A 26853-nucleotide genomic window follows, 5' to 3' on the forward strand; every position below is an offset into this window, starting at 1 on the left:
TAATACCCTTGGAGATCCAGGACCCTTAAAGCAATAGACACAAGAATAGATGCACCTAAGGAATACCAGATTACTTTGTATAGCTTCTTCGCTTTGTATAAATAAGGAGCTTCCACACTTGACCGACTTATGCTATCAAACTCTTAACCAATTCTTCCGCCTTGGCTGGTACAGCTTGTAATCCAGAAGTGTCTTTACCACCCGCTGTTGCATAGAACGGTTGTCCGCCACCGCCACCTTTGATTTCTTTGGCGAGCTCGCGCACCATTTGGCTGGCGTTTAGCTTTCGGTCCGAAACCAAATTGTCTGAAAGCATCACCGCAATCTGTGGTTTGCCGTCAATCTCAGCGGCCAGCACCAGTACCAGATTGTCAACTGCCTGACGCATATCAAAAGCCAGTTTCTTGAGGTAATCAGCTGTGCTTACATCTACCTTTTCAGCTACGAAGTTTACGCCGTCGATTGACTGCGCTTTCTGTACAAGACTTTCTTTGAGCGTGGTGAGTTGCTTCAGCTCAAATTGCTCGAGTTGCTTTTGCAGGGCTTTGTTGTCTTCCTGCAGCTTCTGTACGGCACCTGAAATATTGCTATGCGTACCCAGTACTTCGCGAACCGCATTCAGTTCGTTCAGTTGCTGCTGCATATGTTCTTCAGCCGATGCTGCCGTAGTGGCTTCTATACGACGCACACCTGCGGCTACGGAGCTTTCTGACAGAATCTTGAAGTAGCCGATTTCGCCGGTGTTGTGCACGTGCGTACCGCCGCAAAGCTCAACCGAGTGGTCGCGGTCGAAGGCAATCACACGCACAAACTCGCCGTATTTCTCACCAAAGAGCGCCATCGCACCCATTTCCTTGGCTTGGGCAATCGGCACATTGCGCTGCTCTTCTAAAAGTATAGCCTGGCGCACACGCTGGTTGACAATAGTCTCTACCTCGCGCAGCTGCTCGTCGGTTACTTTAGCGAAGTGCGAGAAGTCGAAACGCAGTACTTTCTCGTTCACTAAAGAGCCTTTCTGTTGTACGTGCTCACCTAAAACTTTACGTAAAGCGGCGTGCAATAAGTGCGTAGCAGAGTGGTTCTTACGTATCAGGTTGCGGCGCTCAAAGTCCACTTCACTTCTGAAAGTAGCCTCAATATTTTGCGGCAACTTTGCCGTGATGTGCAGAATCAGGTCGTTTTCTTTCTTGGTGTCCAGCACCTCGATTTGTTCGGTCGCTGAAATCAGATAGCCGGTATCGCCTACCTGTCCACCACTTTCAGCATAGAACGGGGTGCGGTCCAGCACCAGGTGGTACTCGCTCTTATTCTTGGTTTTTACCTGACGGTAACGCACAATATGTGAATCTGCCACGTCGTGCTCGTAACCCAAAAACTCGGTTTCTACATCCGGCTGAATAATCAGCCAGTCGCTTTGCTCCTGTGCCGAAGCGTTGCGGGAGCGGTTTTTCTGTTGCTCCATTTCTATACCGAAACCAGCCTCGTCCACCTTCAGGCCTTTTTCACGGGCAATCAGGGCGGTCAGGTCCAGCGGGAAACCGAAGGTATCATATAGTTCGAAGGCAGTTTTGCCGTCGATGGTATTGTTGTTCTCTTTGAATCTGCCTTCCAGTGCGTCAAGGCGCTTCAGGCCGTTCTCCAGTGTACGCAGGAAAGCATTTTCCTCTTCCTCAATCACGCGTTGCACGAAGCTTAGCTGTGCTTTCAGTTCAGGGAAAATAGTTTCCATCTGGTCGGCCAGCACGGCAGCCAGTTTGTACAGGAATGGTTTTTTGAAGTCAAGGAAAGTGAAGCTATACCTAACGGCACGGCGCAGAATACGGCGAATCACGTAACCTGCCTTGTTGTTAGACGGCAGCTGTCCGTCCGAAATTGCAAAGGCAATAGCACGAATGTGGTCGGCCATCACGCGGATGGCAATGTCTACCTGCTCGTTCTCACCATAAATTACACCGGCTTCTTTAGCGATGAACTGGATGAGCGGCTGGAATACATCAGTGTCGTAGTTGGAGCGCTTGCCCTGGATGGCCATGCACAAACGCTCGAAGCCCATACCTGTATCCACGTGCTGCGCAGGCAGTTTCACCAGCGAGCCATCGGCCAGGCGGTTGAACTCCATGAATACATTGTTCCAGATCTCCACTACTTGTGGGTGGTCGGCATTCACGAGCGTCTTGCCGTCTACCTGCGCACGCTCTTCGTCGGTACGCAAGTCCACGTGTATCTCCGAGCACGGACCGCAGGGACCGGTATCGCCCATTTCCCAGAAGTTGTCCTTCTTGTTGCCCATCAGAATGCGGTCTTCCGCAATCATAGACTTCCAGATATCAAACGCTTCCTGGTCCATCGGCAGGTTTTCAGAGTTATCTCCCTGAAAAACCGACACGTATAGCCTGTCTTTCGGAAGTTGGTATACCTCCGTCAAAAGCTCCCATGACCAGGCCAGGGCTTCTTTCTTGAAGTAATCGCCGAATGACCAGTTGCCCAGCATCTCGAACATGGTGTGGTGGTAGGTGTCGTAACCAACTTCCTCCAGGTCGTTATGCTTGCCCGATACGCGCAGACACTTCTGGGTGTCGGCAATGCGCTTGGACGGGGCTGGTTTATTGCCCAGGAAGTAATCCTTGAAGGGCGCCATACCTGAGTTGATAAACATCAGGGTGGGGTCATCTTTTACCACAAGAGGTGCTGACGGCACGATCTGGTGCTGTCGCTGCGCGAAGAAGTCAAGAAACTTTTGTCTAATCTCAGCTGAGTTCATCTATGATTATTAAGCCTTTAGATACAATCTGCTATACTTGTTGTTTAATAACAAAAAATATAGAATTTTTGCCTTATAGAAACAACCCTTTCGGGCAATGCTTACGTGGGCCTGCAATAGGGCAAAAGTAGCAATTTTAGCTGTAATTGTGCGTGCTATACCCGAAAACTTGTGCTGTGACCCTATACCTTGAAACCGACACTATGCCTTATAAAGAGAAAGAAATCGAAAAGCAGTACTACACCATCGGGGAAGTAGCTGCCATTTTTGACGTTGCCCCTTCGCTTATCCGCTTCTGGGAGACCGAGTTTGACCAACTCAAGCCGAAGAAAAACAAGAAAGGCAACCGCCAGTATACCGCCAAAGACATTGAAGAACTACGCTCGGTTTATCATCTGGTGAAAGAGCGCGGCTTTACGATTCAGGGCGCCAAGGAAGTACTCAAGAACAAATCGGTGCAAACCAAGGACAAGATCGAAATCATCAACTCGCTGGAGAAGGTGCGCTCTTTCCTGGTAGGTATAAAAGAGCAGCTGAACACAAAAAGCTAAGCCTTCGTACTTTGGTGCATGTCACACGAAGCACAATTTGAAGTTGCCCTTTCGTTTTTGCCCTCCATCGGCGACCAGCTGACTAAGGTGCTGGTGAGTTATTGCGGCTCCGCCAAAGCCGTCTTTGATGCGCCTGTTGCCAAACTGATGAAAGTGCCGGGTATAGGTGAAAAGGCTGCCAAAAGTATTCGTGACAACGGCCGTCATGCTTTGTTGGAAGCAGAGGATGTGCTAAAGAAAGCTTCAGAAAAAAATGTGGAGCTCCTTTTCTATACCTCACCTAAATACCCCAACCGACTCAAGCAACTTCCGGATGCTCCGCCTCTCCTCTATTTCAGGGGCAATACTGACTTAAACCATCGCCGCATCATCAGCATTGTAGGTACGCGTAAACCAACAAGTTATGGTCAAGGTATAACCGAGCGGATAGTAGAAGAGTTGAAGCCCTATAATGTGATGATTATCAGCGGGCTGGCATACGGCATTGACATTGCCTCACACCGGGCCGCTTTGCAAGCGGGCTTGCCTACTATTGGCGTAATGGCTTCTGGTCCTGACACTATTTATCCCGGGGTACATAAGAAGTATGCGGAGAAGATGCTCGAGCAAGGTGGTGTGATTACCGAGAACACCTTTGGCACCAAACCTGACGCTCCACGTTTTCCAGCACGCAACCGCATTATAGCAGGTATGTCCGACTGCACGATTGTGGTAGAGGCAGCTTTTAAAAGTGGCACTTTGATCACCGCCGATATCGCCCACAGCTATGATAAAGAAGTAATGGCTGTGCCTGGAAATATCAACTCGCCTATGTCGGAAGGCACGAACTGGCTTATAAAATCGCACAAAGCTGCCGTGCTGACCTCCACCCAAGACCTGATAGAACTACTAAACTGGGATGTGGAAGACAACCTGGCAGCAAAACGGGCGAAATCTATACCTGCGCTTGATCCGGCGGACTTTACACCCGAAGAAATGCAGGTACTGCAGGTGCTGATACAGTCCGGTGAAGAGCAGATGGACAACTTGGGATGGAAGTCGCAGGTACCGGTTACTCAATTGGCCTCCGTGCTGTTATCGCTTGAGTTTAAAGGAATGGTGAAAGCCATGCCGGGGAAGCGATTTGCCCTGATTCGATAGATTGAAGTAGATTAAACTGTTGGTTTGCCAAAAAGTGTGAGCTCGAATTCCTCATTTTAAGTGTATATTATACATTAAGGCTTTTTATTCTCTTCGTGAAATCAGCATATAATTTTTAACTTTGAACTCTTAACTAAAGAAATCTTGCTTCTCTACAACAACGCCTTTCTACCATTGCAAGACCTGAAGCTCTCTGTTACAAACCGTGCTTTTCAGTACAATGATGGGTTTTTTGATACAATGATGGTGGTAGGTGGCAAGTTATGTTATTGGCGCGACCATCAGGCGCGTATGCGGGAAGCTTCTGACGCTTTGAGCTTAGCTATACCTGACAGCTTTTGGGATGGTGAGTTGAAAGATAACCTGTTGCAGTTGGCCAAACAGCGTAAAGCCTTGAAGTATGGCCGCATCAAATTAAAGGTATGGCGAACTGGTGGCGGTCTTTACTCCCCACAATCAAATGAAGTGGAGTGGCTGGCGACGGCCCAGGTTGCACAGCCTATACCTGATGCAGGTATACGGATCGGTATCTGCAAGTCAGTGAATACCGTTTTTTCTCCCCTCTCCCATTTTAAAGGACCTCAAGCGCCGCTTTATGTGCTGGCAGGTATAGAAAAGCAAACCAGCAGTTTTGATGACATGCTTTTATTAGATCCGGAAGGTAATGTAGCAGAACTGATTTCTTCTAATATCTTCTGGATAAGGGATGAAGTGCTGATGACCCCTCCGCTGGATACAGGGTGTGTGAACGGTATTTTGCGGAGAAATATCCTGCGCTGGTGTGAACAACAAAGTATAGCCGTGCAGCAGATTCTAGCTAAACCAGCAGAGTTGGCTCAAGCTGATTGTGTGTTTGCTTCGAATGTGACAGGTATAAGGAATATAATCCAAATGGAACAAACTGCCTTAGCGACTGAAAGCAACTGGCTACAGAACATAAAATGCGGGTTGCAGGTATAGCAATGGCTGGCATGGTTTAAAGGCAGCCGCTTCTATACCTGTCAAATGCTCAGATTTAATCCCAAAGAGAATGTGCGGGGTTGCGGATACTGGCCTCTGTCGATGCCGTTGGCGACTTCCGGATCTTGCCCGCTATACCGAGTCAGCACAAAGGCATTTTGTGCCGTGGCATTAACCCGCATCTCGATTTTACTGCCTAACAGTTTCCCAACGTTATAACCCAGTTGCAGATACTCCAGGCGGAGAAAGGAGGCGCTCTCCAGGAAGTGGCTCGACTCCAGATGTGAGCTTATAAAACCAGTTTCAAGGTAACTGCGATTCGCGTTGGAAATGTACCAATCTTCATTTTTGGCATTCAGCCAGCTGCGCTGAGCGTCCGCTTGATTGAATACATCCTGCCCTGCAGCACCCCGCAAGAGAAAAGACATTTCCCACTTTCTGTAACTGCCACTGGAAGTAAGGCCAAAATACGTGTTAGGCTGCGTCGATCCCATCGGCTTTCTTTCGAAATAGCCATGTTCGTTTTTTTCATACCCTCCTTGAATGGGCTTTCCGTTTTTATCATACAACTGATTTAAAAGATTGAATACCTGTGCAGGTTCTCCAACGGCTAATCTAAGGCCATAATCATTTTCCGAGAAAGTATAGACCTGCAATTCTCCTAGACTGGTTAACCGGTTTTTGACAACTGTGGCATGCATTCCCAACCTTAAATATGCGCTCTCTTGCTGAATAAAAGTATAGTTCAATGCCGTTTCTAATCCGGACACACTTAGGCTTCCCACACTCGCATATCCCACTGAATTACTTCCATACCTGTAACGTATAAGCAGGTCGCTTGACTTATTTTGAAAGTAACCCAAGCTTCCAGTAAATCTGTTCTGCATTAGTCCGAACTCAATTCCTAAACTCTTTTCTAATGTTTTCTCTGCATCAACATGGGCTAGAGAACCTATAAAGACATAGTCAAATGGGTTGCCTTGAACAGGCGCCCATACCACTGTCCTATACCTATTGGGTTCATCCAGCCTGCTGAAACTGCCCACATCAGCCCTGATTTTCAGATGAGATATCAATTCCGCGTTAGTCAGAAATGCTTCTCTCCTGAGGTCCCAGCCTATACCTACTGCGAAGGACTGTTGTCTGAACGCATACCCCTCATTGGTCAAATCAGACAGGTTTCTGAAAGAGCCTTTTAAGGTATAGCGGTCGAGCAAGGTATAGCCAAGGCTGCCATAGTAGCTCAGGATTTCGTGCGTAGACCAGTATCCTCTACCTCTTGTGTACAGTAAGTCGTCTCTATCATTTTCTGAAGATTCTGACCCGGTTTCCCGTTTTGTTTTCATAGCACCTGCAATCAGGTCCAGCTTGCTGTTTAAGCCAGGTATAGCCTGATCCAGCGCAAAGAATGCCTCTGAATGCACGATCTTTGATTCTAGGTCATGTGTGATAAAATTAATCGGACTATACTGGCGGGAAGCCATGTCAGAGGATATATTACTTCTGTAATCCCCCTCGGATTTGAAGTAAGCATACCTGTAGTTAGCTGTCAGGGCAGGCAGAAAGTGAAGCTTGTATTGCACATGTGCCTGGCCGGAGAGAGTTCTTATGTTCTCTTGATTCTCCTTTTGCTCCAGCAGACTCACCGGGTTGATCTGGCTACTCAGCAACGAGCCATCCGGCCTAGTGTGAGCAAAATAGCCTCCAAATTTGTTATCAGAATGCACAGGCTGCGTAGGGTCAAAAGCCATGGCGGCAGGTATGGCCCGCTCATCTGCCAGCTGCAATTCCTGGCGGGTGTTATGCATGGACAGATTGAAAGTCAAGTGTTTCTGAAACAGACTGGGCTGAAGGTTGACGGCCAGCGTGTTGCGCTTATACCCGGAAGTTTCCAGGATTCCGTTTTGCATCAGCTGTCCAACAGACACACGGTAAGGTACTGGCCCCATCGCGCCGCTAAGACTTAGATTGTTGGTCAATCCGAATCCCGTTCGGTATATTTCATCCTGCCAGTCCGTGCTATAGGTGCCCAGGAGATGCTGCTGGTCCGGATATCGCTCGCGAATCAGGTTTCTGAATTCCTCTGCAGAAAAGATATCAGCTTTTTTACGAAGGTTAGACACCGCACCTGTAGCATTGTATTGCAGCCGAATTTTGTCTCCTACTTTCCCTGACTTCGTCGTGATGAGCAGCACGCCGTTCGCGGCAGCACCCCCATAAAGGGCAGTTGCAGAAGCATCTTTCAGTAATGAAACCGAGGCAATATCATCAGCATTCAACCAACTCAGGTTACTTGTGTGTAACGAATGACTGAAAGCATCGAGCAAGACGCCATCAATAACCACCAGCGGACTGTTGTTTCCAAATAAGGAAGTACCCGACCGCAACACCATCTCCGCTCCTGTACCTGGCGCACCACCGACGGGCACTACCCGTAAACCCGCAAACCTGCCGTTGATAGCCTGTTCCACAGAGGTGACAAGTCCCTTATTAAATTCGGATGTGCTTAATTGGTAGGTTTTGTATTTGGACTGTATAGTATCGGCGGCCAACCTGGTAGAGTCGGCAAATGGGTGACTTTGACCGAAGCCAGAAGAGAAGCTTATAATAAATAAGCCAAAAGAGACACAGCTATACCTAAAGAACTTAGTTTGATAGGGTAAAATTTGTTTCAAGTTGCAGGCTCGGTTAATAGAAATAAAGACTAAACATAGTAGATTACATATAATTATACAACAAATAGAATTTTATCTTAGGCATGTGAAAGCAGTGATAATAAAATCAAGAAAAAAGACTCTGTGATGACGAATAAACCAATAAACACAGCCCTTCTGGGCTTCGGAATGGCCGGACGGGTCTTTCATGCACCCATTGTATCAGCCGTCGGCGGCTTGAAGCTCAGCAAAATAAAAGCAAACCGACCCGAAAGCATTGCCCTGGCAAAAAAGCTATACCCTGATACAACCGTTGTTGGAGATACATCGACCGTCTTGCAAGACCCTGAGATTGACTTGGTGATAGTTGCCACGACCAACGCTACTCATTTCGAACTGGCAAAAGCTGCCTTGCAAGCCGGCAAGCATGTGGTTGTCGAGAAGCCTTTTACAGTAACGTCAAAAGAGGCCACTGAGCTCATAGAATTAGCCCGTGCAGAGCGAAAGCTGCTGACCGTCTACCAAAACCGCCGCTGGGATAGTGATTTCAGAACGGTGAAGAAGCTTCTTGAGAACCTAATGCTGGGGCGTTTGGTGGAGTATGAGGCCCATTTCGATCGGTTCAGGCCTATACCTGCTGCGGAGACCTGGAAAGAGGAAGAACTGCTTGGTTCGGGCATTCTCTATGATTTGGGCGCGCACCTCATCGACCAGGCACTCGTGCTTTTCGGGCCCCCGCACGAGGTATACGCCGATTTGCGGACGCAACGGAGTGGCGGGAAAATAACCGATAGCTTTGACCTGACGCTCTACTATGCCAGTGGCCTGAAAGCGATTCTGAAAGCAGGTATGCTGGTGAAGCAGCCCGGGCCTCGCTTCATCCTCTCCGGCGACAAAGGGTCTTTTGTGAAATACGGACTAGATGTGCAGGAAGCTGCTCTGAAAGCAGGCCGCTCTCCTAAGGAACCAGACTGGGGCATGGAGCAGGAAGAGATCTGGGGCAGACTAGATACAGAAGTGTATGGACAAAGGGTCGTAGGCAAGATCCAGAGTGAAGCGGGTGATTACCGCGGCTTTTATGAAAATGTGCGGGATACCATCTTAGGTATAGCGGAACTGGAGGTGAAACCAGAACAGGCCCGAAATACCATCCGCATCATCGAACTGGCCATGCAGAGCAGCAAGGAAAAGCGCGTGGTTGCTTTCCATTGAGTCATTCCCCAGGTGTCCCCTTTTCTGATTGCGTTAAACTTTCATACGTTTCTGTTGTATATTTGTAGCTACAAACAATATTTGCTGACAACATGGAATCATTAAAAGGAAAAAGTGCCCTGATCACGGGCGCTGGTAAAGGTATAGGCAAGGCCATTGCGATCGCTTTGGCAAAAGAAGGCGTAAACGTAGGCTTGCTGGCACGCACCAAGTCACAGTTAGAAGAGGTCGCCAATGAGCTGAAAGCGCATGGGGTAAAAGCGGCGGTTGCGCCAGCCGATGTGACCGATATAAATTCAGTAAACGAAGCGGTGAAGAAGATTGGCGCCGAACTTGGCCCGATTGATATCCTGATCAATAACGCAGGTATAGGTAAGTTTGGCAAGTTTCTGGAGCTGGAGCCGACTGAGTGGGAAAACATCATCCGGGTTAATCTGATGGGCGCGTACTACGTCACCCGTGCCGTGCTGCCGGAGATGATCGAGCGTCAGACAGGTGATATCATCAACATCTCCTCCACTGCCGGACAAAGAGGCGCTGCGGTTACCAGTGCTTATAGTGCATCCAAGTTTGCGCTTATTGGCTTGTCGGAGTCGCTGATGCAGGAAGTGCGCAAGCATAACATCCGCGTGAGCACGCTGACGCCGAGCACCGTGGCCACTGACATGGCCATTGACCTAAAGCTGACTGATGGCAACCCGGAGCGTGTGATGCAGCCAGAGGATTTTGCCGAGTTGATTGTGGCGCAGCTTAAACTAAACCGCCGTGTGTTCATCAAAGAGGCCGGCATCTGGTCTACCAATCCCTAACGAAAAATGCCCGAAGTTTAGCTTCGGGCATTTTAGTTTATAGATTTATACCTTAAGCGTTTATACAGCAACAGGCGCCTTGATACCTGGGTGCGAAACGTAATTCTCAAGTTTAAAATCATCGAATGTAAAGTCGAAGATATTCTTCACGTCGGGGTTCACACGCATGGTAGGTAATGTGTGCGGCTCACGTGTCAGCTGCAGCTGTGCCTGCTCCAGGTGATTCAGGTATAGGTGCGTATCGCCTCCAGTCCAGATAAACTCTCCCGGTTCCAGACCGGTCACCTGCGCAATCATAAGTACCAGCAAGGCATACGAGGCAATATTGAAGGGCACGCCCAGAAATACATCGGCAGAGCGCTGGTATAGCTGGCAGCTCAGTTTGCCCTCGGCTACATAAAACTGGTAGAAGGCATGGCAAGGCGGCAGCTTCATGTTTTCGATTTCGGCCACGTTCCAGGCACTCACAATAATACGGCGGGAATCAGGGTTATTCTTCAACTGATTCACCACTTGGGTGATCTGGTCGATATAACGACCATCGGGCGTAGGCCAGCTGCGCCACTGCGAACCGTATACCGGACCTAAGTTACCGTTTTCATCTGCCCACTCATCCCAGATCGTCACGCCATTCTCCTTGAGGTAGGCGATATTGGTGTCTCCTTTCAAAAACCACAGCAATTCGTGGATGATAGATTTCAGGTGCACTTTTTTGGTCGTCACCAGCGGAAAGCCTTCTGAAAGATCGAAACGCATCTGGTAACCGAATACGCTCAGGGTACCGGTGCCGGTACGGTCTTCTTTTTTCACCCCTTTGTCAAGGATGTGCTGCATCAGGTCCAGGTACTGTTTCATAAGGGATTGTAAATTGAAGGTATGGTTGTGAACCTTAAATATAGCGCAAAAATTATCCGGCAAAAAACCTGATGCCTGTTTTATGAAAACATTTATTAAATGCCCCTACCCTTTTTTTCTGTTATGCTATACCTCTTAAATCTTCATTATATTTCACCAAAATTCAACTTAGGAGTGCTCAAACTCGAATAACAAAAACCTTTAGGATATAAAATCGAATGGAAGTTCCTTTCCTGTCTGATGTCGTGATCATCCTGGGATTGGCCGTAGTTGTGATTTTGCTCTTTCAGCGTTTCAGGCTACCTACCATCCTGGGCTTCCTGATAACTGGTGTAATCGCCGGGCCCTATGGCTTGAGCCTGGTCAAAGACGTACACGACATCGAGATACTGGCCGAAATTGGTGTAATACTGCTCCTGTTTATCATCGGAATAGAGTTTTCGCTGCGCAATCTGGCCCTGATAAAGCGAACTGTATTGTTGGGTGGCGCTACCCAGGTGCTGGTTACGATATTGCTGGTCGGCCTTGTCCTGATGATGTTCAACTTCTCAGCAGCCGAAGGTTTCTTTGTCGGTTTCCTGATTTCGCTCAGCAGTACCGCCATAGTGCTTAAACTGTTGCAGGACAATGGGGAGATCAGCAGCCCGCACGGAAAGATAGCGCTCGGTATTCTGATCTTTCAGGATATTGTGGTAGTACCCATGATGCTGGTGGTACCGCTCATGGCGGGCGGGTCTGAGAACATCGTGGTCGAACTGCTGCTTATGGTGCTGAAAGGCGCCTTTGTCATTGTCTTTGTATTAATCAGTGCCCGCTATCTGGTGCCTAAGCTCCTGTTTGTAGTCGCCAGGACGAAAAGCAGAGAGCTCTTCATTCTCAGTATTGTGGTTATCTGTTTTGCGGTGGCCTGGCTGACGCAGAGCCTTGGCCTATCTTTGGCGCTGGGTGCATTTCTGGCCGGATTAATTATCTCAGAATCACATTACAGCTACCAGGCTACCAGTAACATCCTTCCATTTCGTGAGATCTTCACCAGCTTCTTTTTCGTTTCGGTCGGGATGCTGCTTGACTTTGGCTTCATGCTGCAGCACCTGCCGCTGATCCTGTTGTTGACTGTCTGCACCTTTATCCTGAAGGGAGTGATCGCGGCTATGGCTGCCCGGATTTTGCAATACCCGTTACGAACGTCCATACTGGTTGGCCTTTCCCTTTTTCAGGTAGGTGAGTTCGCTTTCATTCTTTCCAAAACAGGTATAAAAAATGGTCTGCTTTCGCTGGAGGTGTATCAGTTCTTTCTCTCTGTTTCATTGCTGACCATCGCGATCACACCTTTTGTGATCGGTTCTTTCCATACCATTGCCAATAAACTGAGCGCTCTTTGGATGACCGGCAAAAACCATATACCGAATGCCCCTGTCAACTTTGAGTCCATAGACGACATGCATCGTCTGGAAGACCATATCATAATCGTGGGTTATGGCATCAATGGGCGCAATGTAGCCAAAGCGGCACGTCATGCCAGCATACCTTATGTGATCGTGGAGCTTAATGCTGTAACTGTACGAGAGGAACGGGCGCGGGGAGAAAACATCATCTTCGGGGACGCAGTGCACGGTGTTATTTTGGCACATGTAAACGTACACAAGGCACGGGTGGTGGTCATCGCCATTTCAGACCAGGAGGCGACCAATCGTATCATCTCCAGCATCAGTGAGGTTAGCGATAAAGTACACATTATCGTCAGGACCCGCTTTGTGAAGGAAATGGAAGAGAGTTACCGATTGGGAGCGGATGAGGTTATACCTGAGGAGTTTGAGACTTCGATAGAGATTTTCACTCGGGTGCTTTCTAAATACCTGATGCCCCGCGATGAGATCGATAATTTCACTTTCAGTATCCGGGCTGACAACTATGAGATGCTCCGCAGCATGACGGGCAGCAAAACCAAGGGCGGCAATATTTCGGCAGAACTGCCTGATATTGAGGTAGCTTCCTTGCGAATCTTTACAAAAGATGACACGCTGGTAGGTAAATCGCTGATAGAACTGGATGTGCGCAATCGCTTTGGTATAACTGTGGTAGCTATAAAGCGTGAGGGCGCAACATTACTGGAGATCAATGCGCAGACAAAATTGAAGCGGGGCGATGTGGTCTATGTGGTAGGTAAACCCGCCGACGTGATGCGCTTCAATAATCTTGTCAGGTCTGATTAAGTATAAAAAAAGCCCCCTCTATTCAGGCGGGGGCTTCTTATTAAGGTTGTGTAGCAGTCGGCATCCGGTTCACAATCCGCTGTATCTGGCTTTTCACAGCGCCATAGCCTGCGCCGAAGTCCTTGATCGCTCCTTCGGTCCAGCCACGCCAGAGCAGCTGTTTCGTTTTCGGGTCGATCACGTCTAAAATCAGCGTTCCTTGCTTGAAAAGGTCTACAGCGCGGTAACCGGGCAGCTCTGCGTTGCCATAAGTATACCGGTAGCCACTCATATAGGCGTAGCTATACCCGAAGCCGGGACCATATAGCTCTGGCTTGTCCATGGCGTCCGGCACCGAAACGCTTACATCGTAGGCCACCAGCATATCCGGGTTTACAGTGGTTTTGGTGTAGCCTTTGCGTTGCATTTCTTCTTCTACTGCTTTCAGCAGGTGCTTGTGCAGGTCGGCATCAAAGTCCGGACCGTAGGCAGGCTGCGCGGCTGGCGTAGGCTTATACCAGGCATACGTGGTTTTTTTAGCCAGTACGCCTTCCGATGAACTGATCGTATTGGTGTGGTCGATGCCTGAAGTGGCTACACATGAGCTGAGGAAAATCGCGCACAGAAAGAGGTATAGCGCTGAAAATAGTTGATTTTTAAAGCTTTTCATAGGTGTTGTTGGTGTGTGGTCGACGGTGGTATGGGGCTTCTTTCTTCCCCTCCTTACGCGTGCTTATTTTTAAGGGTGACAAATATCATCGCTTGCTGTCAAATTTATATATTCTTTTGCGAATAAATAAATAGTCTGCCCCGATTTCGGAGGCATTTCAAACCGAGTGTATGACAAGCCGTAAGTTAAGCGATACGCCCAAAGCTTACACTCAAAAACCAAGAAACCATGAATCAAGCCCAATTGAAGTACACCTCAGCCGAAGAAGCCCTTTCTGCTATCAAATCCGGAGATCGTGTGTTTGTGCATGGCAGTGCCGCCACGCCACAGTACCTGCTGCATAAACTGGCCGAGCGCGCTGACGAACTTCGTAATGTGGAGCTGGTGAGTATCTCCACATTTGGCGACATGCCCTGCGCTGAGGAACGCTGCAGCGACGCTTTTTATATCAACTCCCTTTTTGTGTCGGCTAACGTGCGGGAGGCTGTTAACAGTGGCCGCGGCGACTATGTGCCCATTTTCCTGAGCGAAATCCCGAATTTGTTTCGCTCCGGCATCATGCCGCTCGATGTGGCCATTGTGCATGTTTCGCCACCCGACCGCCACGGTTTCTGCTCACTGGGAGTGTCTGTAGACATTGCCCGCCAAGCCGTTATCAGTGCGAAACACGTCATTGCACAGGTAAACCCCCAGATGCCCCGTACCCACGGCGATGCCCTGATCAATATCCGTCGCTTTGATGCGCTGGTGGAGGTGAACGAACCGCTTCCGGAAGTGGACTACGGCCCGCGCATCACTCAAACTGAGGAGACTATTGGCCGCTACATTGCCGAAATGGTTGAAGACGGTGCTACCCTGCAAATGGGTATAGGCGCTATACCTGACGCGACTCTCCGGAGCCTGACCAACCACAAAGGACTCGGCATCCATACCGAAATGTTCTCAAATGGGGTACTGCCACTGATAGAGCAAGGGATCGTCACAAATGAGTTCAAGAAAAGGCACCGGGGTCGTATAGCGACGGGCTTTATCGTGGGCAACCGGGAGCTTTATGATTTTGTGGACGATAATCCGCTGATCACGATGCTCAGCTCTGACTATGTGAATGATGTGACCGTCATCCGCTCCAACCCGAAAGTGACCGCCATTAACAGCGCCATCGAGATTGACCTGACAGGCCAGGTAGTATCCGACTCCATCGGTACGTACCAGTTTTCAGGTATAGGCGGCCAGATGGACTTTATCCGGGGCGCGGCCCTCTCCGACGGCGGGAAGCCGATCATTGCACTGCCTTCCGTGACCAACAAAGGCATTTCCAGGATCACGCCCTACATCAACCAGGGTGCAGGCGTGGTGACAACGCGCGCCCACGTGCATTATGTGGTGACGGAATACGGAGTGGCCTACCTGTACGGGAAAAACCTGAGGCAACGTGCCAAGGCCTTGATCGAGATTGCGCACCCAGACCACCGGGCCCGACTGGAGGAAGAAGCATATAAGCGGTTCAAAAACTTATAACCACGATACTAAACTTTAGCTGCGGGTTTTCGTGAATGGGAAGGTTAAATACTCACTATATGGACATATCTATTTCACCTTCCCGTATACCTACACCCCGTCCTGAATGGGTCGTGCGCTTCGCCCGCGTTGGTCTGATCGCTAAAGGAGTCGTGTATTGCCTGGTTGGGGCGCTCGCCTTTATGGCGGCCTTCGAACTGGGCGGTCAGAGCACAGAAGAGGCCGGCAAGACCGGTGTTTTCCAGTTCATACTGGAGCAGCCTTATGGCAAAGTGCTATTAGGCATCGTGACGGCAGGTATGCTGTGCTATACCTTGTGGCGTTTTATACAGGCTTTCCGCGATACTGAGGAGAAAGGAACTGATGCGAAAGGTATAGGAAAGCGCATTGGCTACGCATTTAGCGGTGCTGTTTACGGCGTGCTTGCATTTACAGCCGCGCAGCTACTTTTAGGCAATGGCGGCGGAGGCAATGGCTCAGACTCGCGTCAGACACTGGCGCGTGAGTTGTTGTCCCAGCCTTTTGGGCAGTGGTTGCTTGGCGCAGTGGCGGTTGGCACTATGATCATGGGAATTTATCAGTTTTACCGCGCCTACTCCGGTAAGTACATGAACAAAGTTCAGTCGCAACAGCTGAAGCCGGAACTCAGAACCTCGCTTGTGCGGGCCGGAATGGTAGGTTACATTGCCCGTGGCGTGGTCTGGCTGATCATCGGCTATCTGCTCCTGCGTGCCGCAATGACTTCGAACTCCCGTGAGGCTGGCAGTAGTTCTGAGGCCTTCCAATTCCTGGAGGAGGCTTCTTATGGCTCCTACCTGCTCGGGATACTGGCTTTAGGCCTCATTTGCTACGGTGTTTTCATGTTTGTACGCGCCAAGTGTGAGGTGATTAGCGCGAAGGTATAGGCGCGCTGATCACTTCCCGTGTACGGTCTGTACCTGTGATTATGAGTGCTGACAGCTTCACGATAGTGCCTAATGAGCTAGTCGCTATACCTGTAGAGGGCATATAATGGTGGAGTGCCTACCCTACCGGATGCGTTTTTGAAACGAATTCCCTTAGCAACGATTTCGACCCTCCTTTCCTGGTTTTGAATTAAAGCAGGAAAGGAGAGCTAACACGTATTTTTACTGAGGGTAAAGTACTGAACCGTGGCGGACTATAACATTATTTTGAAATGTTAATAAAGCCCTGCTGTTAAACCAAAATTGGGCCGGAAACTGTTATCAGGATATAACTTTTCAGTTATATTTGACCCGAACTTTGCAACCACACGACGCCTGATGACAAACGGTTCTTTTAAAATATTTATACTGGATGATGACGTCTGGTATAGCGAACTGCTCGAATACCACCTTTCTCTGAATCCGGACTACGAAATCCGTAAGTTTCATTCAGCCAACGATTGCCTTGCCAACATGCACCTGCGCCCCAATGTGGTGACGCTAGACTATTCGCTGCCAGACAAAAACGGCTCTGAGGTACTCAAACGCATTAAAGAACTCAACCCGGATGTGCAGGTCGTAGTGATTTCAGGCCAGGAGGACGTGGCTACCGCTGTGGATCTGCTTAAGCTGGGTGCCTATGATTACATCGTAAAGGACGAAGACACCCCGGAGCGGCTCTGGAACACGATCAACAAGATACGGGAGAATGTGTCGTTGCGTGAAGAGATCGACCACCTCAAGGAGGAGATCGGGCAGAAGTACGACTTTGGCAAAGTGATCATCGGCAACAGCGATGCCATCAAAAAGGTGTTTAACCTGATGGACAAAGCCACGAAAACCAACATCACCGTTTCCATTCATGGCGAGACAGGTACAGGCAAGGAACTTGTGGCTAAAGCGATCCATTACAACAGCACCCGCAAAAAGGCCCCCTATGTGGCGGTAAACGTGGCGGCTATACCTCGTGAACTGATTGAGAGCGAATTGTTCGGGCATGAAAAGGGCGCCTTTACCGGAGCCGTCTCACGCCGCCTGGGCAAGTTTGAAGAAGCAAACAAGGGTACCATTTTTCTGGACGAGATCGGTGAACTGGACATTAGTCTGCAGTCCAAATTATTGCGCGTGCTCCAGGAAAAGGAAATTACACGGGTAGGCGGAAACGCTGTCGTGCCGGTAGATGTACGCATCATCGTGGCCACGCACAAAAACCTGGCTGAAGAAGTAAAAAAAGGCCGGTTCAGAGAAGACTTGTATTACCGCTTGTTGGGCTTGCCTATTCAGTTGCCGCCCTTGCGAGAAAGAGGCAGTGACATACTGGTGCTGGCCAAGTTTTTTATTGATGCCTTTGCCAAAGAGAATGGCCTCGGGCGAAAATATTTATCACCGGCGGCACAGCAGAAGCTCCTCTCTTATACTTTTCCGGGTAACGTGCGCGAACTGAAGGCGCTGGCAGAACTGGCCGTCGTGCTGGCGGATGAGGATGCGATACAGGAACAGGATATTAATTTTTCCGCCAGTCACACTGAAAAGGACTTTCTGGCCGAGGAGCGCAGTCTAAAGGAATATACGACTGCCATCATTCAGCGCTTCCTGGACAGGTATGATTACAATGTGCTGTTGGTAGCTGATAAACTTGACATCGGCAAATCCACAATCTACCGCATGATCCAGAGCCACGAACTCACAGTGAAGTAAGGTATAGCCTTGCCCTGTAAATCCTTATTTTCCGTGTGCGCTTCAGGTATAGCTACTGGTTTAATTCGTGGGTAATATGATCGTAAACGTGGAGCCTTTATCGACTTCACTTTCAACTTTGATCTGACCTCCCATCAACCTGACTTGCTGGTTCACGATGTACAAACCGAGCCCGTTTCCCTCCGCCACCTTAGGAGCAAAACGCCGGTGCATCTGAAACATTTCCGGACCAATCTTGACCAAGTCCATACCTATGCCGTTATCCGCTACCTGAATGGTGATGAACTCATCCTGCACGGAAGCGGATAACCTGATGATTGGTTTTCGGTTCGGGCTGTGGTACTTCAGCGCATTGGAGATCAGGTTGCGGAGAATGCTGTTGAAATAAGCCTTAATGGTTTGGATTTGGGTATTTTCAGCAATGTCGATCTCCAGAACCGCACCCGTCTGCCTGATCTCTTCCTGAAAGAAGTTGACCAATCGCTTTAATGTTTTGTTAACGTCAATTTCTTCCTTGCTTTCCTTACCTGTTGACTGCAAGGCGATTAACTCATTTAGATCGCGCAGCATCACATCCACAGACTCTACGGTATGCAGTAAGTAGCGCTTCACTTCGTTTTCTTTGCTTTCTGAGAGCTTGCACTGCAGGAGCCTTGCAAAACCGAGGGCGTTGGCAACGGGCTTCCGCATATCATGGGCCAGTATCTTACGGAATATTTCCAGCTCGTCGTTGTGTACCTTCAATAGCGCTGTGTATTGCTCAAGTTCAGCCTCTTTCTGTTTCTTGTCGGTGATGTCTTTGGCGATACCGAAAACTGCAATAATGCGGCTTTCGTTTTTGAGTGGGAAATTGGTGACATCCAGGTGCCTGGCTCCGCTTTTGGTGACAATGGTGGTTTCGTAGCGCTGTGGTATATCCCGCGTAGATTCCAGAAAGCGCTTCCTTGTAAAATCTTTGATGCTTTCCTCGATGAGTGACTCAAAACTCTGGCCAATCAGCGTTTCCCGATCATACCCGGTTATGCGGCACACTTCTTCGTTTACCATCATAAAATTCCCCTCCAGATCCAGTAGAAAGATGGCATCCGGATGATTGAGAAAGAGCGTCTGGGTAAGTTTTTCGAACTGAAACAATTCTAGTTCTTTATTTGCATCCATTGGAAATGGGCTAGCTTCAGTAGTTAAGGGGGCGTTCTAATATCTACGGTTGGCAACAGGAACCGACTTATTTTGTTGGCTTGCCTGCACAGTTTTTTTTCTTCAAGTCGCTTTCCAATTCAACTTCCCGGAATTCTAGTGATATGTACAGTGTTTTCTTTGTCACAGTAGTGCCGCCGGGGTTTTACACTAAATTAAATTTTAGAGCGATTTTAAGCTAGTCCTACAATGGGTTTTACCACACTATAACATAAGGTGTCAGCTATTGAAAAGTACCATTTGCAAAGCAGCGTTTAAACCAGATAAGTTTAGTTCTGTAGTGTGTGCCGATTAAGATATTTATCCATGTGTGAAATAAAATATTCGATTTCGCATAAAATTATCTACCTGATTCGATTGTTACCTCACTGAAAAGAGATAATTTGCAAGGAAATCCGCTTCTCTTTTACTCGGGTTTTATTGATTGCATGATGGAAACTTCATACGAGCTGCAGCTGCTGCAACAGGAGCTCGAAAAAGAAAGAAAAGCACGCCAAGAGGCTGAACAAAAGGCCGAAACACTTGCCAGCGAGCTACAGCTACTCCGTACAAATCCGTCTGATACCACAGCAGAGCTGGTACAGAACGTCATGCACATGGTGCCGAGCATCGTCTACATTTACGATCTGGATCAAAACAAAAGCATCTACCTTAACAACTGCATTAAAACAATTCTGGGATATTCGCAGGGGGAACTGGATGCGATGGATGGGCACTTTTTTATGTCTGTCGTGCATGATGCAGACAAGCCCATCCTGCTGCAGCACTCTTCCGGCATGTTAAGTGCCCGGGATGGTGAGGTACGCAAGATTACGTACAGTGTACGTGCCAGCGATGGTTCCAGCAGAATCCTTTTTTGCAGAGAGGCCGTCTATAAACGCAATGCCGATGGCCGGGTAAGTCAGATCATCGGTTCTGCTGAAGACGTAACCAGGTTACGCCAGAAGAACCAGGAACTTGCCGAGCAGAAAGGGTTTTACGAGGCCATCCTGAATAATCTTCCCTCCGACGTAGCCGTTTACGACAGCAAGCTTCGCTATATTTTCGTTAACCCGGCAGCCGTATCAGATCCCCACCTGCAGGAATGGATCATTAACAAAACGAATGAGGAGTATTGCGCCTACCGCAATGTGCCGCTGCACCGCATCGAAAACCGTGGTAAATATTTGACGAAGGCCCTAGAGGAGCGCCGCCAGGTATCGTTTGAAGAAAAGCTCGTGGATAGACAGGGCAATGCCAGTTACCATATCCGCAAGCTGAACCCGGTGCTGGACGAGCAGGGCGAAGTGAGACTTGTGATCGGGCACGGACTCAATATTACCGACCTGCATCACGCACAACAGGAGATCAGTGACAGAGAAGCCAAAATACGGGCTATTCTGGATGCCATACCTGATCAAATGTTCATCATTGACAAGCACGGTGTGTACCTGGAGATGCACAACGAGCACTTGCAGTACGAAGTGATACAATCCCCTGAGGTAATTGGCAAAACACTCTTCGACCTACTCCCAGCCCCACTAAGCCAGAAAGCATTTGACCTCATACAGGATGTGCTGGCAACCGGGGAAATGCAGTCGATTGATTATGAGTTAGACGAGCGCTACTACGAAGGGCGTATTGTAAAGTACAATAGCGAACAGGTGCTTACCATTGTGCGGGATGTGACGGAAGAGCGTATGGCTGCGCTTGAGGTTAAAGAGAAGAATGACTTTATCAGACTGGTGCTCAACACGAGCCCTTCGCTCATATATGTGAAGGACGGAGAAGGCAACTTCAAACTTGCTAACCAGGAATTCGCTGCCCTGTTCGGACTTACACCTGACAATGTGATTGAGCAGAACAACCGCGATCTGCATGGGGTCGAGCAGGAGCTCGACCATTTCAACCATAACGATCAGTTAGTCATTCAGACAGGTCAGGAGTTACGCGTTCAGGAAAAATTTACCTTGCCAGATGGTCGTGTGGAATGGTTCAACACCATTAAAAAGCCACTCGTCACGAAAGACGGGGAAGTACACGTGCTTGGTATTTCCGCCAATGTAACAGAGCAATACAACGCCAATAAAAGACTGGAGGAAAGCGAGGAACTACACAGGCTGCTGTCAGAAAACTCACGCGATTTGGTGTGCCTGTATGATGAGGAGGGCCATTATACCTATGTGTCGAATGCCGTTGAAGAAATGTTTGGCTACAAGCCTGAGGAGCTGATCGGCTTTTTTGCCTCTGATTTTATACACCCGGATGATGTCCTGAAGGTACAGAGCATGAGCGATCAGGTTTCCCTGAAGCAGCGAAGCAACATTACAGTTCAGCACCGTCAAAGGCACCGTAATGGCTATTATATCTGGGTGGAAACCAGCATTAAGCCCATTATGGACAGTGCCGGCAACGTGATCAAGTTTCAGTCTTCTTCTCGTGATATCAGCGAGCGTCGCTTGGCTGATGAAGCACTCAGGAAGAGTGAAAAAAAATACCGTGACCTGATCAAGTACAGCCAGGCCTACATGTGTACGCACGATTCGGAGGGCGTTATCCTTTCCGTCAACCCATACCTGGTCGAAATGCTGGGCTATAAAGAAGAGGAGATTGTGGGCAAATCCCTGAAGCAGTTCTTCCCGCTGCTGCACCGCCAGAATTTCCCGGATTACCTGAAGCAGTTTGAGAGCCAAACGGTGGTAAAAGGCGTACTGAGCGTGTTGCGCAAAGACAAAGAAGAACGCTTCCTCAGCTACCAGAACTATAAGGTAAGTGAGGATGGACAGGAGCCGTATGTAATCGGTTTTGCGCAGGATGTGACTGACCGTATACAGACCGAGCGAGAACTTAAAAATGCGAAAGAGGCAGCAGAAGAATCAGCCCGTGTGAAGGAGAACTTCCTGGCCAACATGAGCCACGAGATCAGGACACCGCTCAACGGTATACTGGGCATGAGTGGTCTGCTGCACAAAACCCAGCTGGATGAAACGCAACTCAATTATCTCAAGATCATCAACCAGTCGGCCGACAACCTGCTGGTAGTCATCAACGATATTTTGGACGTGGCCAAGATAGAAGCCGGCAAGCTGGAACTCGAATCCATACCATTCAGAATAGAAGAAACGGTGCAGGCTGCTTATCAGACATTGAAGTACAAGGCCGAAGAGAAAGAGATTGCCTTTCAACTTGGTGAGCTGGACCTACCACACACCCTGTTGCAGGGAGATCCATACCGCCTGAACCAGATTTTGTTGAACCTGTTAAACAATGCCCTCAAGTTTACAGAAGAAGGAAGCGTTGTCCTGAACGGCAGAACACTGGAAGAAACACCTACTACGCTTACCATTGAGATTTCGGTAATCGATACAGGTATAGGTGTGCCTGGGGATAAAAAGGATCTGATTTTCGAAGGCTTCACGCAGGCTTACTCCAGTATTACGCGCAAATACGGTGGCACCGGGCTTGGACTCAGTATCTGCAAAAACCTGGTAGAGCGCCAGGGAGGCGATATCTGGGTGGAAGACAATCCGGAGGGAGGAAGTATTTTTCGCTTTATGATCACATATCCGAAAAGCGAGGACGTGCATTTGCCTGAAAGTGAAGCCGTTGTTGTTGACTTTACCAGTCTGGGTGCCGTGAAGGTGTTGCTGGCAGAGGACAACGAAGTAAACGTCTTCCTGGCGCAGGCGATCATGGAGGAATGGGGTTTCCAACTGGACGTTGCCTACAACGGCCTGGAGGCTGTCGAGATGGTGAAGCTGTCCGACTATGATATCGTCTTGATGGACATCCAGATGCCGGAATTGAGTGGAATTGATGCGACGATGCAGATAAGGGCCATGAGCGACCCGCAAAAGGCTGCTATTCCGATCATTGCTCTGACCGCGAATGCACTGAAAGGTGATGCCGAAAAATACCTGAGTGCAGGTATGAATGCTTATCTCTCGAAGCCTTTTGAAGCCGAAGTACTGTATACAAAAATCTCCAGCCTGGTGCCTAAGAAGCAAAACAGTGGCGAGGAAAAGGACAGGACTTCAGCACACCAGGCGCAGGAACAGAAATTAGCGGCTGCACCGCTTTATAGCATGGAAATCATTCAGAAAATGTCGCACAACAATGAGGCCTTTATGAACCGTGCCCGCCAGCTGTTTGCTGATACCATACCTGTTACTGTGCGAGAAATGCAGAAGGCCATGGAGCTGGGAGACTGGAAAATGGTCAGTGCCATGGCGCACAAGGTAAAGTCCACCATCGACACCATGAAGATAGAGTCTATAAAAGAAGTGGTGCGCTTTGTAGAGTTGAACGCCAGACAGGAGACCAACCTGAATGAAGTACGTGTTGGCGTCAGTAAGCTAGGGCAAGTGCTGCTGCAGGTAGTAGATGAGATATGTGCTGAAATCACTTCGTAAATAGACGTCTGTATAAGAATACAGCCTGTCCTGCTGACAAGATAATGTTGCGGGGCAGGCTTTTTTGTAAATTTATGGGTCAAACAATCGTAAGCCTTACAAACAGCTTTGCCTATGCTACCTATATCCCCTACCCTTCCCGTTTCTATACCTGATCTGGAAGAGATCGTCGCGTTGCGTCACCATCTGCACCAGAATCCCGAACTTTCCGGGTTGGAAAACGAAACAAGCCAAACCCTTCAAAGCTTTTTGCAGCGTTATCAGCCTGATGAAATAGTGAAAGAGCTTGGCGGTACCGGCTTCGCGGCCATCTTCCAAGGAAAAGAGCCAAAGGCTGGACCTACTGTGCTGTTCCGCGCAGAGCTTGACGCGCTCCCGATACTGGAGCAAAACGAGTTTGCCTATACCTCCATTCAGAAAGGTGTCAGCCACAAGTGCGGGCACGACGGACACATGGCCACGTTAGTCGGGCTGGCCAGCATATTGCACCAGCAACCCTTGACGCAAGGCCAGGTAGTATTACTGTATCAACCGGCAGAGGAAAACGGCGCTGGCGCCTGGGCAGTACTCCAGACACCAGCCTTCCAGAAAATAGCACCGGATTATGTATTTGCGCTTCACAATTTACCACCTTTACCAATGGGGCAAGTGCTTGTGCGTTCTGACGCATTTGCGGCTGCGTCGGTGGGACTCAAAGTTCAGCTACATGGAAAAGAGTCACATGCTGCGGAGCCTGAGAATGGTCTGAACCCAGGAGAAGGTATGAGTGAGTTGATACAGGCTTTTAACGCATTGGTGCGCGATCAGCACCACTTTCAGGATCTGACCCTGCTCAATGTTGTACATGCTCGTCTTGGCGATGTCGCTTTTGGCACCAATCCGGGTTTTGCGACGGTTATGGCTACGCTGCGTGCATTTGAGCAGGATGATCTGAATAAACTAAAATCACTTGCCATAGAGGCGGTTAAGTTAGTTGCGCACAAGTACGACTTAAAGTACGATTTTGAATGGGTAGAAGAATTCCCAGCCACCAGGAATAGCGCTGAAGCAACGGCATTTGTAGAGCAAGCTGCCCAGGATTTGGGTATGGATGTGATTCGGGCGGCTAAGCCCGTACGATGGTCCGAGGATTTTGGACATTTCACGCACAGGTATAACGGTGCCTATTTTGGATTAGGGTCCGGACCGGACCGGCCGCAGTTGCATCATGCGGACTACGACTTTCCTGACGAGCTTATACCTGTGGGCGCCGCTTTGTTTTACCGCATCGCGGAATCCATTCTAAATCCCTAACACTTTCATGTTTTACAGCTCCTCTATAGAAATAAGCCGTTCTGCTTTAGCACATAACATCCGGTTTATTAAAGCGCAACTCAAATCGGGCACCCGTTTTTCTTCGGTGGTAAAAGGGAACGCTTATGGGCACGGTATAGAGGAATTCGGACAGTTGGCCTATACCTGCGGGGTTGACCATTTCTCTGTCTTCAGCGCTGACGAAGCCTATCGTCTGCACCAGGTCCTGCCACACAAGGCTACCATCCTGATCATGGGCTACATTGACGACGAGGAGCTGATCTGGGCCATAGCCAACAATATTGAGTTCTATGTTTTTTCAATCGACCGATTGGAACAAGCAGCAAAGGCTGCCCGATCTTTACAGAAACCTGCCCGGATCCATCTTGACCTGGAAACAGGTATGAACCGTATCGGATTAGAAGCAAACGAAGTAGAATACGCTGCCGATCTGATTTTGAAGCAATCCGATGCTTTTGAAGTGATGGGTGTCTCCACACACTTTGCAGGTGCCGAGAGCAACGAGAACCATGATCGTGTAGCTGGCCAGTTAGACCGATACCGCCTGGCCGTGCGCTCGCTGCAGCAAAAAGGACTTAAGTTCAGAACGCTGCACACGGCCTGTTCAGCCGCCGTTATGGCATATCCTGAAACACACCTGGATATGGTGCGTGTGGGCATCATGCAGTATGGTTTCTGGCCGAGTCCTGAGATCTACCAGCGTTATATGGGCGTTAGTACCGATCGAATTGATCCGTTGAAGCGGGTTATAAATTGGAAGAGCCGCGTGATGAGCCTGAAGCTTGTACCGGCAGGTGAGTTTATAGGGTATGGCAAAAGCTTTCAGGCCAGCAGTGAAATGCTGATCGCCGCTATACCTGTAGGCTATGCCTGGGGCTATAGTCGTAGCCTGAGTAACCAGGGCCAGGTGCTGGTCAGATCGCACCGGGCACCGGTTGTGGGCATCGTGAACATGAATGTGCTGATGGTAGACGTGACAGGTATACCGGATGTAGCGCTTCAGGACGAAGTAGTGCTGCTTGGCAAGCAGGGAAACGAACATATTACGGTTGCCTCTTTCTCCGAACTCAGCACGCAACTCAACTACGAACTGCTGACGAGACTCCCGATGAACATACCCCGGATTATCGTCGACTGATTGCCACACTCCAAACTGTCACGATGCTTTTTCTCTCAGCGGATAGCCGCAGTTATCGCAGTATTTGGCGTCGGAACTGTGCCCTTCCTTGTGGCAATTCGGGCAGACACGTGACGTCGCATCCAGCTTGTCAGCCCTTGACAGCTCCACTGATACGATGCCGGTGGGCACCGCAATAATGCCATAACCCATGATCATCAGGCAACTGGCCAGTAACTGCCCCAAGGGAGTAGCAGGTGTAATGTCGCCAAAACCCACAGTCGTAAGTGTAACGATGGCCCAGTAAATGCTCATCGGTATACTCGTGAAGCCACTGGCACGCCCCTCCACCACATACATCAATGCTCCCATCACGACCACCATCATCAATACCACGCCCAGAAAAACCGAGATCTTCGTTAAACTGGCGCGAAGGGCTTTTGTGAGCACCTGCCCCTCGTTGACAAAGTTGGTCAGCCTGAAAATACGGGCAACCCGTAGCAATCGGAACACCCTGATCACCAGCAGGTATTGCGATCCAATAACAAATAAACTCATGTAAGTTGGTATGATGGCCAAAAAGTCGATGATCCCGAAAAAGGAGAAGATATATTTAAAAGGCCTTTGCGAACTGTAGATTCGAAGAAAATACTCTATTGTAAAAAGAATGGTAAATGACCATTCAAGTGCCTGAAATAAGTGCAGGTAGTCCCTTCTCAAAGAAACAACGCTTTCCAGCGATACGACAATCACGCTCGCCAAGATCAGAATAAGCAGTGAAATGTCAAAAGCTTGTCCGGCCGGCGTTTCAGCTTCAAATATGATGCTGTGTAGTTTTCGCTTCAAACGGTCACCATCCTGACTTGCCAT

Annotated in this window: 18 protein-coding genes; 12 read left to right on the forward strand and 6 right to left on the reverse strand. The window is 49.0% G+C overall.

Annotation, left to right across the window (positions count from 1 at the left end; translation table 11 throughout):
- Window positions 1-127 precede the first annotated feature (127 nt).
- Window positions 128-2761: an alanine--tRNA ligase gene (gene alaS, locus L1278_RS18645; protein ID WP_253406539.1), complete on the reverse strand. Its 2634-nt coding sequence runs from the start codon at window positions 2759-2761 to the stop codon at window positions 128-130.
- Between the two features lie 203 nt (window positions 2762-2964).
- Between alaS and L1278_RS18650 the strand changes: the two genes are divergently transcribed.
- The 3 genes from L1278_RS18650 (at window position 2965) to L1278_RS18660 (ending at window position 5412) form a co-directional block, all read left to right on the forward strand.
- On the forward strand, window positions 2965-3312 hold the full coding sequence (locus tag L1278_RS18650) for a MerR family transcriptional regulator (protein ID WP_220627447.1): 348 nt from the start codon (window positions 2965-2967) through the stop codon (window positions 3310-3312).
- Between the two features lie 18 nt (window positions 3313-3330).
- Complete coding sequence (dprA, locus tag L1278_RS18655; protein ID WP_253406540.1) at window positions 3331-4452, forward strand: DNA-processing protein DprA; 1122 nt, start codon at window positions 3331-3333, stop codon at window positions 4450-4452.
- A gap of 144 nt (window positions 4453-4596) precedes the next feature.
- Window positions 4597-5412 carry an aminotransferase class IV gene (locus L1278_RS18660; RefSeq protein ID WP_253406541.1) on the forward strand — a complete coding sequence of 272 codons (816 nt, stop codon included), beginning with the start codon at window positions 4597-4599 and terminating at the stop codon, window positions 5410-5412.
- A 41-nt stretch (window positions 5413-5453) separates the two neighbouring features.
- Here L1278_RS18660 and L1278_RS18665 read toward each other — a convergent pair whose 3' ends face one another.
- Window positions 5454-8087, reverse strand: coding sequence for a SusC/RagA family TonB-linked outer membrane protein (locus L1278_RS18665; protein ID WP_253406542.1), 2634 nt, complete (start codon window positions 8085-8087; stop codon window positions 5454-5456).
- 126 nt (window positions 8088-8213) lie between these two features.
- Between L1278_RS18665 and L1278_RS18670 the strand changes: the two genes are divergently transcribed.
- The gene (locus L1278_RS18670; protein WP_253406543.1) at window positions 8214-9278 is read left to right on the forward strand and encodes a Gfo/Idh/MocA family oxidoreductase; all 1065 of its coding nucleotides are present in this window, start codon (window positions 8214-8216) and stop codon (window positions 9276-9278) included.
- 92 nt (window positions 9279-9370) lie between these two features.
- Entirely contained in the window at window positions 9371-10087 is a 717-nt protein-coding gene (locus tag L1278_RS18675) for a 3-ketoacyl-ACP reductase (protein WP_253406544.1), read from the forward strand.
- Window positions 10088-10147: 60 nt separating this feature from the next.
- Here L1278_RS18675 and L1278_RS18680 read toward each other — a convergent pair whose 3' ends face one another.
- Window positions 10148-10942, reverse strand: a complete 795-nt coding sequence (locus tag L1278_RS18680; protein WP_253406545.1) for a thymidylate synthase — start codon at window positions 10940-10942, stop codon at window positions 10148-10150.
- Between the two features lie 218 nt (window positions 10943-11160).
- Between L1278_RS18680 and L1278_RS18685 the strand changes: the two genes are divergently transcribed.
- Window positions 11161-13155, forward strand: a complete 1995-nt coding sequence (locus L1278_RS18685) for a monovalent cation:proton antiporter family protein (RefSeq protein ID WP_253406546.1) — start codon at window positions 11161-11163, stop codon at window positions 13153-13155.
- A gap of 40 nt (window positions 13156-13195) precedes the next feature.
- Here the strand turns inward: L1278_RS18685 and L1278_RS18690 are convergent, their stop codons facing one another.
- Window positions 13196-13804: a DUF4136 domain-containing protein gene (locus tag L1278_RS18690; RefSeq protein WP_253406547.1), complete on the reverse strand. Its 609-nt coding sequence runs from the start codon at window positions 13802-13804 to the stop codon at window positions 13196-13198.
- 228 nt (window positions 13805-14032) lie between these two features.
- Here L1278_RS18690 and L1278_RS18695 point away from each other — a divergent pair, with 228 nt between their 5' ends.
- The 3 genes from L1278_RS18695 (at window position 14033) to L1278_RS18705 (ending at window position 17964) form a co-directional block, all read left to right on the forward strand.
- Window positions 14033-15322 carry an acetyl-CoA hydrolase/transferase family protein gene (locus L1278_RS18695; protein ID WP_253406548.1) on the forward strand — a complete coding sequence of 430 codons (1290 nt, stop codon included), beginning with the start codon at window positions 14033-14035 and terminating at the stop codon, window positions 15320-15322.
- Between the two features lie 59 nt (window positions 15323-15381).
- Window positions 15382-16227, forward strand: coding sequence for a DUF1206 domain-containing protein (locus L1278_RS18700; RefSeq protein WP_253406549.1), 846 nt, complete (start codon window positions 15382-15384; stop codon window positions 16225-16227).
- Between the two features lie 378 nt (window positions 16228-16605).
- Complete coding sequence (locus L1278_RS18705; RefSeq protein ID WP_253406550.1) at window positions 16606-17964, forward strand: sigma-54 dependent transcriptional regulator; 1359 nt, start codon at window positions 16606-16608, stop codon at window positions 17962-17964.
- Window positions 17965-18024: 60 nt separating this feature from the next.
- On the opposite strand, the gene L1278_RS18710 is transcribed toward L1278_RS18705, so the two are convergent.
- Window positions 18025-19122, reverse strand: a complete 1098-nt coding sequence (locus L1278_RS18710) for a PAS domain S-box protein (RefSeq protein WP_253406551.1) — start codon at window positions 19120-19122, stop codon at window positions 18025-18027.
- A 467-nt stretch (window positions 19123-19589) separates the two neighbouring features.
- Between L1278_RS18710 and L1278_RS18715 the strand changes: the two genes are divergently transcribed.
- The 3 genes from L1278_RS18715 to alr all read left to right on the forward strand — a co-directional run bounded on the left by L1278_RS18715 (window position 19590) and on the right by alr (window position 26004).
- Window positions 19590-23552 carry a PAS domain-containing hybrid sensor histidine kinase/response regulator gene (locus L1278_RS18715; RefSeq protein WP_253406552.1) on the forward strand — a complete coding sequence of 1321 codons (3963 nt, stop codon included), beginning with the start codon at window positions 19590-19592 and terminating at the stop codon, window positions 23550-23552.
- Window positions 23553-23666: 114 nt separating this feature from the next.
- Entirely contained in the window at window positions 23667-24845 is a 1179-nt protein-coding gene (locus tag L1278_RS18720; protein WP_253406553.1) for an amidohydrolase, read from the forward strand.
- A gap of 7 nt (window positions 24846-24852) precedes the next feature.
- Window positions 24853-26004 (forward strand): alanine racemase, encoded by a 1152-nt coding sequence (gene alr, locus L1278_RS18725; RefSeq protein WP_253406554.1) that lies wholly within the window; start codon window positions 24853-24855, stop codon window positions 26002-26004.
- An 18-nt stretch (window positions 26005-26022) separates the two neighbouring features.
- Here the strand turns inward: alr and L1278_RS18730 are convergent, their stop codons facing one another.
- On the reverse strand, window positions 26023-26853 hold the full coding sequence (locus tag L1278_RS18730) for an ion transporter (protein WP_253406555.1): 831 nt from the start codon (window positions 26851-26853) through the stop codon (window positions 26023-26025).

The organism is Pontibacter sp. HSC-36F09 (genome assembly GCF_024171605.1).
Classification (GTDB): Bacteria; Bacteroidota; Bacteroidia; order Cytophagales; family Hymenobacteraceae; genus Pontibacter.

What these genes read in the sequence shown, in the direction of transcription:
- alaS (WP_253406539.1), bottom strand. Translation starts at nt 2,761, where the DNA reads ATGAACTCAGCTGAGATTAGACAAAAGTTTCTTGACTTCTTCGCGCAG.
- L1278_RS18650 (WP_220627447.1), top strand. Translation starts at nt 2,965, where the DNA reads ATGCCTTATAAAGAGAAAGAAATCGAAAAGCAGTACTACACCATCGGG.
- dprA (WP_253406540.1), top strand. Translation starts at nt 3,331, where the DNA reads ATGTCACACGAAGCACAATTTGAAGTTGCCCTTTCGTTTTTGCCCTCC.
- L1278_RS18670 (WP_253406543.1), top strand. Translation starts at nt 8,214, where the DNA reads ATGACGAATAAACCAATAAACACAGCCCTTCTGGGCTTCGGAATGGCC.
- L1278_RS18675 (WP_253406544.1), top strand. Translation starts at nt 9,371, where the DNA reads ATGGAATCATTAAAAGGAAAAAGTGCCCTGATCACGGGCGCTGGTAAA.
- L1278_RS18680 (WP_253406545.1), bottom strand. Translation starts at nt 10,942, where the DNA reads ATGAAACAGTACCTGGACCTGATGCAGCACATCCTTGACAAAGGGGTG.
- L1278_RS18685 (WP_253406546.1), top strand. Translation starts at nt 11,161, where the DNA reads ATGGAAGTTCCTTTCCTGTCTGATGTCGTGATCATCCTGGGATTGGCC.
- L1278_RS18690 (WP_253406547.1), bottom strand. Translation starts at nt 13,804, where the DNA reads ATGAAAAGCTTTAAAAATCAACTATTTTCAGCGCTATACCTCTTTCTG.
- L1278_RS18695 (WP_253406548.1), top strand. Translation starts at nt 14,033, where the DNA reads ATGAATCAAGCCCAATTGAAGTACACCTCAGCCGAAGAAGCCCTTTCT.
- L1278_RS18700 (WP_253406549.1), top strand. Translation starts at nt 15,382, where the DNA reads ATGGACATATCTATTTCACCTTCCCGTATACCTACACCCCGTCCTGAA.
- L1278_RS18705 (WP_253406550.1), top strand. Translation starts at nt 16,606, where the DNA reads ATGACAAACGGTTCTTTTAAAATATTTATACTGGATGATGACGTCTGG.
- L1278_RS18710 (WP_253406551.1), bottom strand. Translation starts at nt 19,122, where the DNA reads ATGGATGCAAATAAAGAACTAGAATTGTTTCAGTTCGAAAAACTTACC.
- L1278_RS18715 (WP_253406552.1), top strand. Translation starts at nt 19,590, where the DNA reads ATGATGGAAACTTCATACGAGCTGCAGCTGCTGCAACAGGAGCTCGAA.
- L1278_RS18720 (WP_253406553.1), top strand. Translation starts at nt 23,667, where the DNA reads ATGCTACCTATATCCCCTACCCTTCCCGTTTCTATACCTGATCTGGAA.
- alr (WP_253406554.1), top strand. Translation starts at nt 24,853, where the DNA reads ATGTTTTACAGCTCCTCTATAGAAATAAGCCGTTCTGCTTTAGCACAT.
- L1278_RS18730 (WP_253406555.1), bottom strand. Translation starts at nt 26,853, where the DNA reads ATGGCAAGTCAGGATGGTGACCGTTTGAAGCGAAAACTACACAGCATC.